Annotated in this window: 12 protein-coding genes, 1 tRNA gene and 1 CRISPR repeat array; of the genes, 5 read left to right on the forward strand and 8 right to left on the reverse strand. The window is 28.6% G+C overall.

Annotated features, from left to right (window positions below; translation table 11 throughout):
* Position 1 precedes the first annotated feature (1 nt).
* Positions 2-778 (reverse strand): hypothetical protein, encoded by a 777-nt coding sequence (locus VJY38_RS11795; RefSeq protein ID WP_353680915.1) that lies wholly within the window; start codon positions 776-778, stop codon positions 2-4.
* A gap of 171 nt (positions 779-949) precedes the next feature.
* On the opposite strand from VJY38_RS11795, the gene VJY38_RS11800 reads away from it, so the two are divergent.
* The gene (locus tag VJY38_RS11800; protein ID WP_353680916.1) at positions 950-1,216 is read left to right on the forward strand and encodes a deoxyribodipyrimidine photo-lyase; all 267 of its coding nucleotides are present in this window, start codon (positions 950-952) and stop codon (positions 1,214-1,216) included.
* A gap of 220 nt (positions 1,217-1,436) precedes the next feature.
* On the opposite strand, the gene VJY38_RS11805 is transcribed toward VJY38_RS11800, so the two are convergent.
* The 4 genes from VJY38_RS11805 to VJY38_RS11820 form a co-directional block, all read right to left on the reverse strand.
* Positions 1,437-2,003 carry a sirohydrochlorin chelatase gene (locus tag VJY38_RS11805; protein WP_353680917.1) on the reverse strand — a complete coding sequence of 189 codons (567 nt, stop codon included), beginning with the start codon at positions 2,001-2,003 and terminating at the stop codon, positions 1,437-1,439.
* A gap of 19 nt (positions 2,004-2,022) precedes the next feature.
* On the reverse strand, positions 2,023-2,616 hold the full coding sequence (locus tag VJY38_RS11810) for an HmuY family protein (protein WP_353680918.1): 594 nt from the start codon (positions 2,614-2,616) through the stop codon (positions 2,023-2,025).
* 15 nt (positions 2,617-2,631) lie between these two features.
* Positions 2,632-4,914, reverse strand: a complete 2,283-nt coding sequence (locus tag VJY38_RS11815) for a TonB-dependent receptor (RefSeq protein ID WP_353680919.1) — start codon at positions 4,912-4,914, stop codon at positions 2,632-2,634.
* Between the two features lie 101 nt (positions 4,915-5,015).
* On the reverse strand, positions 5,016-5,657 hold the full coding sequence (locus VJY38_RS11820) for a response regulator transcription factor (protein WP_353680920.1): 642 nt from the start codon (positions 5,655-5,657) through the stop codon (positions 5,016-5,018).
* A 118-nt stretch (positions 5,658-5,775) separates the two neighbouring features.
* Here VJY38_RS11820 and VJY38_RS11825 point away from each other — a divergent pair, with 118 nt between their 5' ends.
* Both VJY38_RS11825 and VJY38_RS11830 read left to right on the forward strand, forming a co-directional pair.
* Positions 5,776-7,125 (forward strand): deoxyribodipyrimidine photo-lyase, encoded by a 1,350-nt coding sequence (locus VJY38_RS11825; protein ID WP_353680921.1) that lies wholly within the window; start codon positions 5,776-5,778, stop codon positions 7,123-7,125.
* A complete protein-coding gene (locus tag VJY38_RS11830) occupies positions 7,122-8,321 on the forward strand; it encodes a purple acid phosphatase family protein (RefSeq protein ID WP_353680922.1) in 1,200 nt (399 codons plus the stop codon). The genes VJY38_RS11825 and VJY38_RS11830 overlap by 4 nt, the downstream gene beginning before the upstream one ends.
* Positions 8,322-8,342: 21 nt before the next feature.
* Here VJY38_RS11830 and VJY38_RS11835 read toward each other — a convergent pair whose 3' ends face one another.
* Together VJY38_RS11835 and VJY38_RS11840 are read right to left on the reverse strand one after the other, a co-directional pair.
* Positions 8,343-8,831, reverse strand: a complete 489-nt coding sequence (locus tag VJY38_RS11835) for a TlpA family protein disulfide reductase (RefSeq protein ID WP_353680923.1) — start codon at positions 8,829-8,831, stop codon at positions 8,343-8,345.
* 2 nt (positions 8,832-8,833) lie between these two features.
* Positions 8,834-9,415: a thioredoxin family protein gene (locus VJY38_RS11840; protein ID WP_353680924.1), complete on the reverse strand. Its 582-nt coding sequence runs from the start codon at positions 9,413-9,415 to the stop codon at positions 8,834-8,836.
* Positions 9,416-9,573: 158 nt separating this feature from the next.
* Here VJY38_RS11840 and VJY38_RS11845 point away from each other — a divergent pair, with 158 nt between their 5' ends.
* Positions 9,574-11,004 carry a PQQ-dependent sugar dehydrogenase gene (locus tag VJY38_RS11845; protein WP_353680925.1) on the forward strand — a complete coding sequence of 477 codons (1,431 nt, stop codon included), beginning with the start codon at positions 9,574-9,576 and terminating at the stop codon, positions 11,002-11,004.
* A 66-nt stretch (positions 11,005-11,070) separates the two neighbouring features.
* Here the strand turns inward: VJY38_RS11845 and serA are convergent, their stop codons facing one another.
* On the reverse strand, positions 11,071-12,315 hold the full coding sequence (gene serA, locus VJY38_RS11850) for a phosphoglycerate dehydrogenase (RefSeq protein ID WP_353680926.1): 1,245 nt from the start codon (positions 12,313-12,315) through the stop codon (positions 11,071-11,073).
* Between the two features lie 258 nt (positions 12,316-12,573).
* Here serA and VJY38_RS11855 point away from each other — a divergent pair.
* Positions 12,574-12,645 (forward strand) — tRNA-Lys (locus VJY38_RS11855).
* A gap of 734 nt (positions 12,646-13,379) precedes the next feature.
* Positions 13,380-14,551: direct repeats of the CRISPR family, unit length 30 nt; unit sequence ATCACAATTCCACTATGGTTCGATTCATAC.
* Positions 14,552-14,576 lie beyond the last annotated feature (25 nt).

Raw genomic sequence — 14,576 nt, forward strand, 5'->3', positions numbered from 1 at the left:
ACTATAACTCAAATTGCACTTTTATACCTGAGTTGATCAGGTTTTCTTTATATAAGCTTCTTAGTTTATGATCGCTTTCAAGATAATAATCTATAAATGGAACAACACTAAAATTTTCTGATATATGATAAAGAATTTCTAAATATAACTGGAAATGGCTAATATTTAAATCTTTGCTAATCTCAAAATTTGTATCGAAAAATTTTTTATTTCCCCAAATTATTCCAGCAGTAGATTTAATTTGTAAATAATTATTTAATTCCTTAAAAAATTCTAACAAATGAGCTCCATAAGATATCCCTTTATAATTTAGAACATCAGCATATATTTCATTTTTTATAGTCAGATAATCATTAATTTTATAATCGAGAGATAGAGATAACTCCATAGTAGAGGGTGTAAATTCTTCATAAAGGTATTTATAATAATTTAATTTAGGTTGAATAGAAATATTTTCGGTAAGAGAAAAATCATAGTAAAGATAGATATCAAACTCATGATTTCGAGTGGAATCAAATGAGCTTTTATCATTGACAACATAATTTCCCCAAAATTCTATTGTGAAATTATCATATGAAAACCACAAATCTGGTTGCATAACAAATCCATTATCTAAAGGTAAACCATGCCAGAGATATTTAGTTTGGGATGCTATTTCGAATCCAAATGCAAGTTCAGGATTATTTATTAAATCATCATTCTGACTATAAAGTTTTTTATTTAATAAGATAAAAAATATTATAGTAATATAAAGTAATTGTTTCCATAATTTTTTCATACATTAACCAGATTACAAACCAAATTGGTTTTATAATAATATTATTATAAAGCATAACAGCATATATATTATCGCAATATATTATTATTTTTTAACACTAAAAATGAAGTAACTCACATTAATAGTATTGTCAATATCTGTAATTAAATTTTTGATTATAATTCTTGCAGTATGCTCAATCTTAAAAGAGTTCGATACCTTAAAGATGGAATAACAAAAAGCGGTCCTGTAATTTACTGGATGCAAAGAGATCAAAGAGTAAATGATAACTGGGCTTTAATTTATGCCTACTCCAAAGCTCTCGAAAATGATGTACCATTAATTGTTACATTCAATTTAGTTCCATCTTTCTTAGGAGCAACAATACGTCAATATTCTTTTATGATAGAAGGCTTAAAAAAAGTTATTATTCTATTGACAGAGCTAAACACTCATTAATGTTTGATCAGCTTACAAGATAGGGTTATTATTTATTGTTGAAAAAAATTATATTGCAAATAAATCGATATTTTGAATATTCCTACTTAGATTAAAAATTTTGTGGAAAGTTTATAGTCTAATAATTTATGTATATTTTTTAATCTTAGCATAAAAATACTTGTAATAATTAAAAAATAACCTAATATATTGGAGCCAGAAAATACTGGCTCCTAAAATTTTATTTAACTATAAAATTCAACAAGTGTGAATAGATAAAATCAGCAATAGCTTCTTTAGAGTAAGGCCATGCATACACAATTTTAACGTCAGGGTGTTCTTCTTGAAATAATTCAATAGTTGCAGGGATATCCTTTTCTGAATGTCCACCACCAGGGGTGAACATTATACTCGTTACTATGATTAAATCAGGCTTTTTAGACAAAGCTTCTTCAAGTGCTTCTCTTACTGAAGGAGCACACATCTCATTAAATGCATAATGAACAGAATGAAATTCTTTAAATTTATTTTTGAATATCTCAATAATTTTTACAAAGCCTGCCCAATACGGATCATTTTTTTCATTTCGGGGCCATCTACGTAATTCATTTTCTATTTCATCTGCTTCAAGAGTGTGGTTATCGTGTAATTTAAAATATTCATTCAATTTTGGAAAATCATTAGCTGGAGCACCATGCCCAACAATTATTACTGAAACTCTTTTAATATCTTTAACCATACCCAAAATATTTGAATAAAAAAAAATACCTATTATTAAATAGTAAACTAGTATATTGTTATTTTTCATTTTTTACTCCAATTTAATGTTAATCAAATTTAGTTGAACCGTTTGGTTGATATACATATCTAAAAGAATAAAATTTCGATTTGTCAGAAAGGGTAGGATTAGCAGGTGAACCATAATAATAGCTTATAATTTGAACTTTAGCATATTTACCATTTCCTGTTTTAATTGCAAGTACAATTCCTGGTATAGGTGTAATTATATGAGTTTCGGAATTATATAGGTACCATCCATTTCCAGAGCCTGTTGGTATAGCAGGGGAGTTTTCGGCATCAACTCGATAACCTTCGGCTGGTAATTCTTTTAAGTCATAAAAGTCTGTATTCTTAAGAAGAATTGCTCCTCCTTTACCAGGTCCGCTTACGCCGCTATTAGTATAAATTGTAGTATTTTTAAATGCAATATCCCATTTATCAGACAATGTATCAGCACCAGTTACAATAGTACTATCTGAAAATCGAAAGTAAGTTTTACCGGGACCTAATGCAGGTATATTTTTAACTTCTACAACTTTAATATCTTGTTGTTTATCGATAGGCTCAGTACTACTTGTTCCATTACAGCCTGCAATTAAAATGTTCAAAAAAAGCATAATAGTTAAATGTATTTTTTTCATATCTCCTCCATTTAATTAATAATTTATTGAAATCCCTGCATAAATTATTCTTCCAGGTAGATTTAAATTCTGCCCACTAAGTTTTTTATTTAAAATATTCTCTATTCTTAACTGTATAGCAAAATGACTATTAATCACTTTATTAAAAACAAAATTCCAGAGTGAAAAACCGGGAGCATATTCACTTTTATCATCAAGAATACCATTACCATTTCTGTCATAGTAACCATATTTCCCTTTAACTATACATGTTAATCTTGCAAACAAACCTAATGTTTCATTTTCATAGTTAAGTTTAATATTACCAGTGTGTTTAGAACGATTAAACAAGCCTCCATAATCTGACTCTGTAATTTTTTTCAATCGTCCAGAATCAGTTAACTTAAAATAATCACCTGCTCTTATTCTTTCGAGAACTACCTGGTCGATTGCATCAAGAAATTGATATCCAAAGCTTATATTAATATTATTAAAAAATTTAATTTTAATTTCAGATTCTATACCTTGAGTATATATTTTATTTAAATTTACATATGTATATACTCCCTGTCCATTTTTTTTAAGAGCAACTGGTATAGCATCGATCAAATCTCTTATATTGTTTCTGAAAAAATTTAATGATATCAAATAACTACTTGAAGGTTCATATTCTATAGAAAAATTTAATGACAAGGAACTTTCTGCATTAAGTTTACTTATATTAGATGGATTAAGTAGAATTTTATCTATCTGTCCTTCATTAATTAGTTTATTTAAGTAATTAGAAAATTTAGCAGCACCGAAAACAGAATATCCAACTTGAGGGTTTGTAAAATTCAAATAAAGTTGTTGTAAAGTTGGTGCTTTGAAGCCACTACCAATTGATAAATTTAATGTCAAGAAACCACATGGTTTTAAGAGAGTCGTAATTTTTGGACTTAAACGCGAAGAATATTTATTATTATAATCATACCTAAAACCTCCTACGATATCAATATAGCGGGAAGGAATCCATTCATGCTGAAGAAAAACAAAGCTAGAATTTATTTCGTCTATATCTTTATCTACTCTATCTGCATGTACAACCTCTTTAACATAACCAGCACCAAATGAAATCAAATTCTTTCTATCGATAATAAAATTAGCAGAGTACTCACCTTTATAATAATATTGGTCAAATTGGCTGTACTCGTACGGTTCACCTCCTGTTTGATAACTTAGTAAACTCTCTGTATAATAATTTGTAACATAAAATCTTAGTTGATGTTTGTATAAATTACTTATTGAGCCTGAATATAATATAGAGAAATTAACATCTCGTAATCTATCTTTAACTTTTAATTTTACTATTTGATTATTTTCTGTTATCTCTGCAAAGTTATTTTGATTCTCATTAGAATATCTCATATTAAATCTCACAAAATTTGATTCGTTAAATCGATACTCAAATTTTGGATTAATTAGAAAATTGTGGTATTCGGGAATAGTTTTCGAAATAGTTTCTGGCACAATATCAAATCCATCACTCCCTCTAATATTTGAAAATAATGCTAATTTAATTTTTTTATTAGATTTGAATATATCTGCATTAATTTGATATGAATCATGAGTCCCTATACGACCAAAGAGTGCAAATCGTTGAGATTCATCGGGGAAAGCAGTAATAAGATTAACTACTCCTGCAAGAGCTTCACTTCCATAAAGTGATGAAGATGGCCCTTTAACAATTTCAATTTGTTTTAAATTAGCTACATCGAATCGTGATAAATCAATAGTACCGGCAGTTCTTCCTATCACAGGGTCACCATCTATTAAAATAAGTGTATAATCTGGGTCAAGACCCTGAATCTGTAAGCCACTACCATGATTGTCTATAATACCAATACCTGTCTGTTCAAATAAAGCTTCCTTCAGACTTAAATAACCACAATTTTTAATCTCTTTCTCACTAATTAACTCTGTCTTAACAGGTGTATCTTTCAATTTTTTAATGCTTCTTGTCCCTGTCACTACTACAGTTTCAGAAATATAAGATAATTCATTTAAATTAATTATTAAAAAATTTAAAGATGATTCATATTTAATAGTTTTTGTTTGATAGCCAATACAAGAAATAGAAATTAAATCCCCAGTTTTTAAAGGATAATTAAGCTTAAATATCCCATTTTCATCGGATGTAGTTCCATAAGGTTTACCTACAACTGTAATATTTGCATTAAAAATTGGTCTGCCATCTTTAGTAACTACTTTTCCTTGAAAATATGTTTGTGCAATTGCCTCAGTAATTAGAATAAATATTATTAAAATTAATTTTTTCATATCTTATCCATATTAAGACTAAATCTTAATAATAAAACTAACACAACATAATTATAGTATCAATACTAATTTTTAGGTAAATTAATACTATTCATTTAGTATTAATTGTCTTTTATTAAAATTACCAATTCTCTTTTTATACTTTCGATGATAAGCTGTGATGTGTTTTTTACATTAAGTTTCCGCATTATATTCCTTCGGTGAGTCATTACAGTAAACTCGCTAATATTAAGTAACCTTGCAATCTCCTTATTACTCATTCCATCTACGATATAAAAGAGAATTTCATGCTCACGTCGACTTAAATTTTCTGATAACTTTTTCTTTAATATAAAGTCATATATAACTAGCTTTATATCCTTACTTAAGTATTTTTCGTTATTATTAATTTTTATTAAAGCTATTTGCAATTCTTCTTTTGTAATATATTTTGAAATATAACCATTTAGCTCCATATCATAAAGGATTGGTAATTTAATTATATCAGAAGCATCAACTAAAACTATTATTTTAAGTTTCGGAAATTCTTTTTTTATTTCTCGTAATAATTTAATAATATCATAACTAATAACAATTTCAACAATAATCATATCTGGTTTTTTAGAACGAATTTTATCAATTAGTGTATTATCATTATTTGGAATGAATTCTATTTTAATTTTTTCCAATTCTTGCAATACGTAATTTATTGCATAGTAGGTTAGTAAGAATTTACTAACGACAAAAATATATATTGGTTTCATAATTTATTTATTTAGACTAAATAAAAATAATAATTTGCTTTAAATTTTTCTAATATTTAGATGATTTTCTGTCTATTTAATTTTTTTATCTTTATTTTTCAATCTTACGTGACTAATTATGGCTCTTACCGGAAGAATTAGAAAATTAAAAGACAATACATTTAAAAGCGGTCCTGTAATTTACTGGATGCAAAGAGATCAAAGAGTAAATGATAACTGGGCTTTAATTTATGCCTACTCCAAAGCTCTCGAAAATGATGTACCATTAATTGTTACATTTAATTTAGTTTCATCTTTCTTAGGAGCAACAATACGTCAATATTCTTTTATGATAGAAGGCTTAAAAAAAGTTAAGAAATACTGTGATGAACTTAATATAAACTTTCAGTTATTAGTTGGTAATCCAGAAGAAACAATTCCAGAATTTATTAAAGAATCTGATGCTTCGTTACTAATTGCAGATTTTAATCCTTTAAAGATTGTCAGACGCTGGAAAAAGCATGTTGCAGAAAAAATTAATATACCATTTCATGAAGTTGATGCACATAATATAGTGCCATGTTTAATTGTTTCTAACAAACAAGAATTCTCTGCTTATACCATACGACCTAAAATTCATAAACTTTTACCAGAATTTCTTGATGAATTTCCCACCATAAAAAAAATGAAAACAAATTATTTTGATAATAAAATTAATTGGAATGAACTTTATTCAAAATTAAATGTTGATAAAAATGTAAAAGAAGTAAATTGGCTTTTACCAGGAGAAGATGAAGCATTTAATATGCTTGATTTATTTATCGAAGAAAAACTTCCTTATTATGCAGAGAAAAGAAATGATCCTAACGAAGATGTTCTATCAAATCTATCACCATATTTACATTTTGGTCAAATTTCTGCTCAACGTGTAGCACTTGAAATTTTAAAACGAACACAACATTCTAAATCTAAAGAATCTTTTCTCGAAGAGTTAATAGTAAGAAGAGAATTAGCAGATAATTTTTGTTACTTCAATAAAAAATATGATTCATTCGAAGGTTTTCCTTATTGGGCAAAACAAACATTAAATGAACATCGTAAAGATAAAAGAGAATATATTTACTCACTCAAAGAACTCGAAAATGCTCAAACACATGATGATCTCTGGAATGCTGCACAAATGGAAATTTTAAAAAAAGGAAAAATGCACAGTTACCTTAGAATGTACTGGGCAAAAAAAATTTTACAATGGACAGATTCACCAGAAACTGCTTTAAAATATGCAATATATTTAAATGACAAATATGAGCTTGATGGAAGAGATCCAAATGGATATACTGGCATTGCCTGGTCAATTGGTGGAGTACACGATAGAGCCTGGGACGAAAAACCAATTTTTGGAAAAATTCGTTACATGAATTATAATGGATGTAAAAAAAAGTTTGACATTCTTAAATACACAAATAAAATTATGAAAGGTGAATTATGAAATACGCAATTCATAAAATCATTTTTTTATTCTTTGTACTTAATATTATTATTAATGCTAAAACTAACTTACCTGAAAAAATTATTCTTAATTTAACAGACACTCCTTATAATAGCATTGCTATAACCTGGCAATCAAAACAAAAATATTCTAATCCACAGGTTCAATTTGCTATTTCAACAAAATGGATCGAATTCAAGAAGAATCTTTATTCTGTAAGTGCATCAATAGATTCATTAATTTCTGAAGATGGTAAAATCACATACTTCTATTCGTCCATATTACAAAATTTATATGAGAACACACTTTATGTTTATCGTGTTGGTTCGGACACAATTTGGAGTGAATGGAATCAATTTATTACAGCAAGTAAATCGAACCAGCCTTTTAAATTCGTTTACTTTGGCGATCCACAAAATGATATAAGAGAAGATGTATCAAGAATATTTCGCGAAGCTTTTCGTAGATGTCCAGATGCTTCATTCTGGCTCTTTGCAGGAGATTTAACTGATGAACCTGAACAGAGTCAATGGGATGAATGGTTCGAAGCTTCAGGTTTTATTCATAAAATGATTCCTTCAATAATGACTGTTGGCAATCACGATTTAACAATTGAATTAGTTGATGGCAAAAAGAAAAGAATTAATGATTATATACTCTGGAAAAAAATGTTTACTCTTCCAGAAAATGGACTGGAAAATATGAAAGAGTCGGTCTATTATGTTGATTATCAGGGAGTTCGATTTATTGTTCTAAATTCAAATTATAATTTAGAAGAACAAGCACAGTGGTTAGATAAAATTTTATCTTCAAATAAAAATAAATGGACAATTGTAACATTTCATCATCCAGTTTATTCAACAGGTAGCGGTAGAGACAATTCAAAAACTCGTGATTCTTTTATGCCAATCTTCGATAAATATAAAGTTGATCTGGTTTTGCAGGGACACGATCATACTTATGCAAGAACACATAAAATCAGAAATGGGAAAGTTAGTTCCAGTGGTACAGTCTATGTAACTTCTGTATCAGGTCCAAAACAGTACGACACTAATCCAAACTATAAAGACTTACTGGCAAAATTGAATTCTTATGTTCAGCTCTATCAAGTAATATCTATTAATAATAATAAATTAAGTTACAAATCATATACTGTAAATGGTAAATTATTCGATGAGTTTGAATTAATAAAATGATCAAAATAGAAAGCAAGACAATTACTGCCTTGCTTTCTCTAAATACTTTTTAAATTCCCCGTAAGATTTTTTACCCTCAATAAAATAAATCTGTTTTCCTTTTTTATCATAAATAAAAGTAGCTGGTATTGCACCACTCCATTTTTCATTCAATGTATTTATTAATTCTTCATCATTACTAAAAGAATTAACATAATTCTGAAAATTAGCATTATTTCTTTTAAGGAAAGGTTTTATCTTTGTTTCAATCTCTTCAGGAAAATCTACACTTATACCAACAAACTCAACATCTTTAAATTCATTTGATAATTTTACGATTGATGGAAATTCTTCACGGCATGGTACACACCATGTAGCCCAAACATTTAGAAACAAAATTTTCCCTTTTCTTTCTTTAATTAACTTTTGCAACTTAGGTTTATCTATTTTGTCAATCAGTATATCATTATCAATTAGATTAAACCCAATAACAAAAAAAATTGAAATCAAAAGAGCCAGAATTTTTTTCATTATCAGTTAACCCTTTTTATTGTACAACCAAATGCTTTTGTTTCAGTTGTTGATACTTTTTTTCCTGCTAATATTTCATTTAGAGCATTTCTTAAGTCTTCACTTTTTACTTCTTCTTCCTTTCTTGAATCATCAATTCTACCATGATAGAGAATTTCGAATTCAGGATTCAGAACAAAAACTTCTGGGGTAACTTTAGCATTAAGTTTATCTGCTATTATATTGTTTACATCTTTTAGAATAACAAAATTCAAATTATTCTCTTTTGCATGCTCTTTAATTTCATCGATGCTTTCCTGTTTATTTGAGTTAATTCCAATAAATGCTACTCCTTTGTTTTTAAATTCTTCATACAATTTTTCCATTCTTGAATTATATGCATTTGAAACAGGACATTGAGTTGCAACAAAAATAATTACAATGGCTTTTGAGTTTTTAAAATCATTTAATTGATACTCTTTCCCGTTATAGTCTTTCAACTTGAAATTTTCTACTTTCGTAACTGTATCGTCCGAAGCTTTTAAAAATGAATTTATAAGTAAGAATAAAATTAATAGTGCGAAATTTTTATTTAATAATCTCATAGTTCCACCTCCAGTTGTTTATGAATGTTTTACAAAGATATAAATGTAATAAGATAGATGCTAAATATTATCAAAAAATAATTTGATATAATTTCATTAAAAGTAGAACTTTTATTTTAGAAAATTGTTTTTTATAAAAAATATGTAACGGGGAAAACATGAAATCTTATATCATTTTTTTTCTCGCTATAATCTCTGGTTGTAATTCTATTCCTGCACAATTAAAAATTGAAAATGCTTTCCCAAATTTAGTATTCGAACAAGCAGTTGATATCCAGAGTTCAAATGATGGCACCAATAGATTATTTATAGTAACTCAGCGTGGTAAAATATTTGTCATAGAAAATAATCCAAATACTTCAACTGCAAATTTATTTCTTGATATTTCCGAAAAAGTTTTATATGGTGGAGAACAGGGTTTACTCGGTTTAGCATTTCATCCAGATTTTAAGAATAATGGATATTTTTTTGTTGACTACACAACAAACAATCCTCGTCGAACAATCATTTCGCGTTTTAGAGTAAATAAAAATAATCCCAATGAAGCCGATAAAAACAGTGAATTAATTTTACTGGAAATTAATCAACCTTACTCAAACCATAATGGTGGTCAAATTGCTTTTGGTCCAGATGGTTATCTTTACATTTCTTTAGGTGATGGAGGTTCTGCAGGAGATCCACAAAATAATGCCCAAAATTTAAGATCACATCTTGGAAAAATTTTAAGAATAGATGTTAATAATTTATCAAACAATAAAAATTATTCTATCCCTGATGATAATCCATTCAAAGGTAACACAAATGGTTTAAAAGAAGAAATTTATGCGTGGGGACTTAGAAACGTCTGGCGCTTTTGTTTCGATAAATTAACTGGAAAGTTATGGGCTGCAGATGTTGGACAAAATTTATGGGAAGAAATTGACATTATTGAAAAAGGGAAAAATTATGGCTGGAGAATTATGGAAGGACTTCATTGTTATAATCCAGAAACAAATTGCGATACAACAAATCTAACAATGCCAATCTGGGAATATGGTCACAATCAGGATGGTGGATATTCTATAACAGGTGGTTATGTTTATCGAGGTAATAAAGTCAGTGAACTTTATGGAAAATATATTTATGCCGATTTTGTTTCTGGAAATATTTGGGCATTGGAATACAAGAATAATGTTGCTACGAATAAATTATTATTCAAAACCAATTACAATATTTCTACATTCGGAGTTGATGAAAATAATGAATTATATTTTGCAGACTATACAGGAGGGAGGATTTATAAATTTGTATCTACTACAACTAAACTAAATAGATCTGAATATATTGAAGGATACCAGCTGAATCAAAATTATCCTAACCCATTTAACTTTTCAACAATCATAAGTTTTATCTTAAATAAAATGAGTTTCATCACACTTAAAGTTTATGATATACTTGGTAAAGAAGTTGCAGTACTTACAAATGGATACAAAAATCCAGGTAGTTATAATATAACTTTTGAAGGGAATAACATTAATTCTGGAATTTATTTTTACAGTTTATATACACCGTCAGGCATATTAACAAGAAAAATGATTATGGTAAAATAAAGAAGAAATTCACTTTTTTATCATTAAGAACTTATTATAAATTGAGATGCTAATTCCAAATAAAAACTATAATAAGACTCTTGCTTTAATTGTCCCTGGAATTGCTTTTAATTCTTTCAAAATTTCTTTTGGATGTTCTTTACTATCTATATCAATAATTACATAGCCAATGTAAGGATCTGTCTGTAAATATTGAGCACCTATATTAAGTTTTCTTGCAGTAAAAACTTTTGTAATCCTGTTTAAAATTCCAGGACGGTTATGATGAATGTGGAGGTAACGTTGTTTATCTACATTAGGAGTTAAAGAAATTTCTACAAAATTAGTTGCCCCGATTGTTGAACCAATATCGCAATATTTAACCAATTTTTCTGATACTTCGAGAGCTATATTTTCCTGAGCTTCTACTGTACTACCTCCAATATGAGGAGTTAAAATTACATTTGGATATTTTTGAAGAACACAACTAAAGCCATCGCCATTAGAAACAGGTTCTTCAGGATAAACATCAATTGCTGCTCCATATAAATGTTTATTTTCAATTGCTTCTGCAAGATCATTCAAATTAACTACAGTCCCTCTGGATGTATTAATCAAATAAGAGCCTTTCTTCATTAAACTCAATTCTCTTTTTGTAATCATATTTTTAGTTAATTCAGTTTCAGGTACATGAAGAGTAACAATATCTGAAATCTGTAAAAGTTCATCAAGCGAATTGCAAGCTTTGGCATTTCCAAGACTTAACTTTTTCACAATATCATAATAATAAACATTCATTCCAAGACTTTCTGCAAGAATAGAAACCTGTGATCCAATATGACCATAACCTACAATTCCAATGTTTTTCCCTCTAACCTCGTATGAATTTTTTGCTTCTTTTAGCCATTTACCCTGATGTGCATAAAAATTTTTTTCCGGGATACCTCTTATTAAAAATATACATTCGCTAATTACTAATTCTGCAACCGATCTTGTATTAGAAAATGGAGCATTAAAAACTGGAATACCTCTCATTTTAGCAGTGTGTAAATCAACTTGATTTGTTCCTATGCTAAAACAACCAATAGCAATTAATTTCTTAGCATGTTTCAATACATCTTTAGTAATATTTGTCCTTGATCTTATACCAATTATATGGACATCTTTAATTTTTTCTATCAGATTTTCGTCATGTAAAGCATGTTTTAGACATTCAACATTTGTATAGCCATTCTTCCTAAAATAATCCAATGCGTTTTCGTGGATGTTTTCCAACAAAAGTATTTTAATTTTTTCTTTTGGGTAAGATAATTTCTTGGTTTGAATATTCATATTTAGAGTATGATGAATAATTATTGAAAATTATTATGCAAATATAAGAATGAATTGAATTAGATGTGATATTATGTTTTATAAATAAAATTGAATTAACATAATATCTTTATATTCTTAATAAATTTTTAGTTCAACTTTTTATATTAAAATATAGATTTTATTTTATTGAGAAATATTTTTATTTAGAATCTCATCAATTTGGAAAATTTATTTATAAAAATTATATTTGTGCCTCAAAATTATGAGAACAAAAAAGGGCGCGTAGCTCAGGGGTAGAGCATTTGCCTTTTAAGCAAAGGGTCGGTGGTTCGAGCCCACCCGCGCTCACAAAAATAACAACCTGCATCCAAGCAGGTTTTTTATTTCCAAAATTGCTTATCAATCTATTGTTCAGAACCCTCCTGATGCGGGTAAATTCAAGCCCACCTGTATTAAAAAAAAATATAACCTTCCTCCAGGCGATTTTTTTAAATTGAAATTGCCAAATCTATATGGAGTGAAAAATATCTTGGATCGGATAAAATGTTGCACAGACATTTTTGTCTGTGTTAAAAAAATTAACACCTTCTCTACAATAATTTTAGCTTTACTATTTTATCCCCTTTTACCAGACTTACCCATCTGTGAAGAAACAACTCATTTTTTATGAAATGTTGATAATATGGTTAGGTAAACTTGTTAGAAGTAAATAAATTCAATTCATTTCTTATATAAACTTCAATCCTATTTTATATCATATAATTCATCGAATTAACTTTAGCCAAGAAGTTCTCGTTAGGCTTTTTAAGCCTATCGGACAATTCCACTATGGCCTGTCCCGACGAAGTCGGATTCGATTCATATTTAATATTGGCTTTTTATCTCATATCATTTAATTCATCGAAGTGGCTTTAGCCACGAAGATCTCGATAGGCTGTTAAGTCTATCGGACAATTCCACTATGGCTTGTCCCGACGAAGTCGGATTCGATTCACACTTTAATATTAGCGTTTATATCTCATATCATTTAAATCATCGAAGTGGCTTTAGCCACGAAGATCTCGATAGGCTGTTAAGCCTATCGGACAATTCCACTATGGTTCGATTCATACGCATTTAACAAAAGCATTAAAGGTTGCTCGTGCAGGCATATCACAATTCCACTATGGTTCGATTCATACTAAAATTGTTAACAACAATCTGGAGGAAGAAAATGAAATCACAATTCCACTATGGTTCGATTCATACCGTAAAGAAAATTAAATTTTATGTTGAGGAGGTTGAATCACAATTCCACTATGGTTCGATTCATACAATAATGAAGTGTTTGAAATAATTTTCGAAGTAGAAATATCACAATTCCACTATGGTTCGATTCATACTCCTGGTGAAAAAATCATAGAGATAGGAAAAATCAAATATCACAATTCCACTATGGTTCGATTCATACCGCCTGGAGTACAGTATAACACAAATGGAGGTACTATCACAATTCCACTATGGTTCGATTCATAATAGAACTCGAGGCTTATGATGATGAAATTCTTAAAATCACAATTCCACTATGGTTCGATTCATACCTAAGCAATGGATTTGAAATTATTACAGATGCTATGATCACAATTCCACTATGGTTCGATTCATACTAAAATTGTTAACAACAATCTGGAGGAAGAAAATGAAATCACAATTCCACTATGGTTCGATTCATACCGTAAAGAAAATTAAATTTTATGTTGAGGAGGTTGAATCACAATTCCACTATGGTTCGATTCATACTACTTAACTCACTCTAATATAATGATTTATGTATGTTAATCACAATTCCACTATGGTTCGATTCATACTGAAAATAGCTCCATTATTAGAAAATGGCTTGAATAGATCACAATTCCACTATGGTTCGATTCATACTGGAATTAAACCTTTTATCCTTGATAAAGAGAACAAAATCACAATTCCACTATGGTTCGATTCATACATCCAAATTGTTCAAATTACTTATTTGAAATTGGGCGAGAATCACAATTCCACTATGGTTCGATTCATACGTAGAAAAAAATTACTCTCATATAGTTTCACTTGCCAATCACAATTCCACTATGGTTCGATTCATACTTTATAAGACAATTAAAATGTGATAGTGAAAAGATAAAATCACAACTCCACTATGGTTCGATTCATACTAATTGAAAAACACAAAGAGATAAGATTGGCAGAGATAATCACAATTCCACTATGGTTCGATTCATACTGGAATTAAACCTTTTATCCTTGAT

It is taken from the genome of Rosettibacter firmus (assembly GCF_036860695.1).
Taxonomy (GTDB): Bacteria; Bacteroidota; Ignavibacteria; order Ignavibacteriales; family Melioribacteraceae; genus Rosettibacter; species Rosettibacter firmus.

Bases quoted from the DNA above. Each gene is read 5' to 3' on its own strand.
- VJY38_RS11795 (WP_353680915.1), bottom strand. From the start codon at position 778: ATGAAAAAATTATGGAAACAATTACTTTATATTACTATAATATTTTTT.
- VJY38_RS11800 (WP_353680916.1), top strand. From the start codon at position 950: ATGCTCAATCTTAAAAGAGTTCGATACCTTAAAGATGGAATAACAAAA.
- VJY38_RS11805 (WP_353680917.1), bottom strand. From the start codon at position 2,003: ATGAAAAATAACAATATACTAGTTTACTATTTAATAATAGGTATTTTT.
- VJY38_RS11810 (WP_353680918.1), bottom strand. From the start codon at position 2,616: ATGAAAAAAATACATTTAACTATTATGCTTTTTTTGAACATTTTAATT.
- VJY38_RS11815 (WP_353680919.1), bottom strand. From the start codon at position 4,914: ATGAAAAAATTAATTTTAATAATATTTATTCTAATTACTGAGGCAATT.
- VJY38_RS11820 (WP_353680920.1), bottom strand. From the start codon at position 5,657: ATGAAACCAATATATATTTTTGTCGTTAGTAAATTCTTACTAACCTAC.
- VJY38_RS11825 (WP_353680921.1), top strand. From the start codon at position 5,776: ATGGCTCTTACCGGAAGAATTAGAAAATTAAAAGACAATACATTTAAA.
- VJY38_RS11830 (WP_353680922.1), top strand. From the start codon at position 7,122: ATGAAATACGCAATTCATAAAATCATTTTTTTATTCTTTGTACTTAAT.
- VJY38_RS11835 (WP_353680923.1), bottom strand. From the start codon at position 8,831: ATGAAAAAAATTCTGGCTCTTTTGATTTCAATTTTTTTTGTTATTGGG.
- VJY38_RS11840 (WP_353680924.1), bottom strand. From the start codon at position 9,415: ATGAGATTATTAAATAAAAATTTCGCACTATTAATTTTATTCTTACTT.
- VJY38_RS11845 (WP_353680925.1), top strand. From the start codon at position 9,574: ATGAAATCTTATATCATTTTTTTTCTCGCTATAATCTCTGGTTGTAAT.
- serA (WP_353680926.1), bottom strand. From the start codon at position 12,315: ATGAATATTCAAACCAAGAAATTATCTTACCCAAAAGAAAAAATTAAA.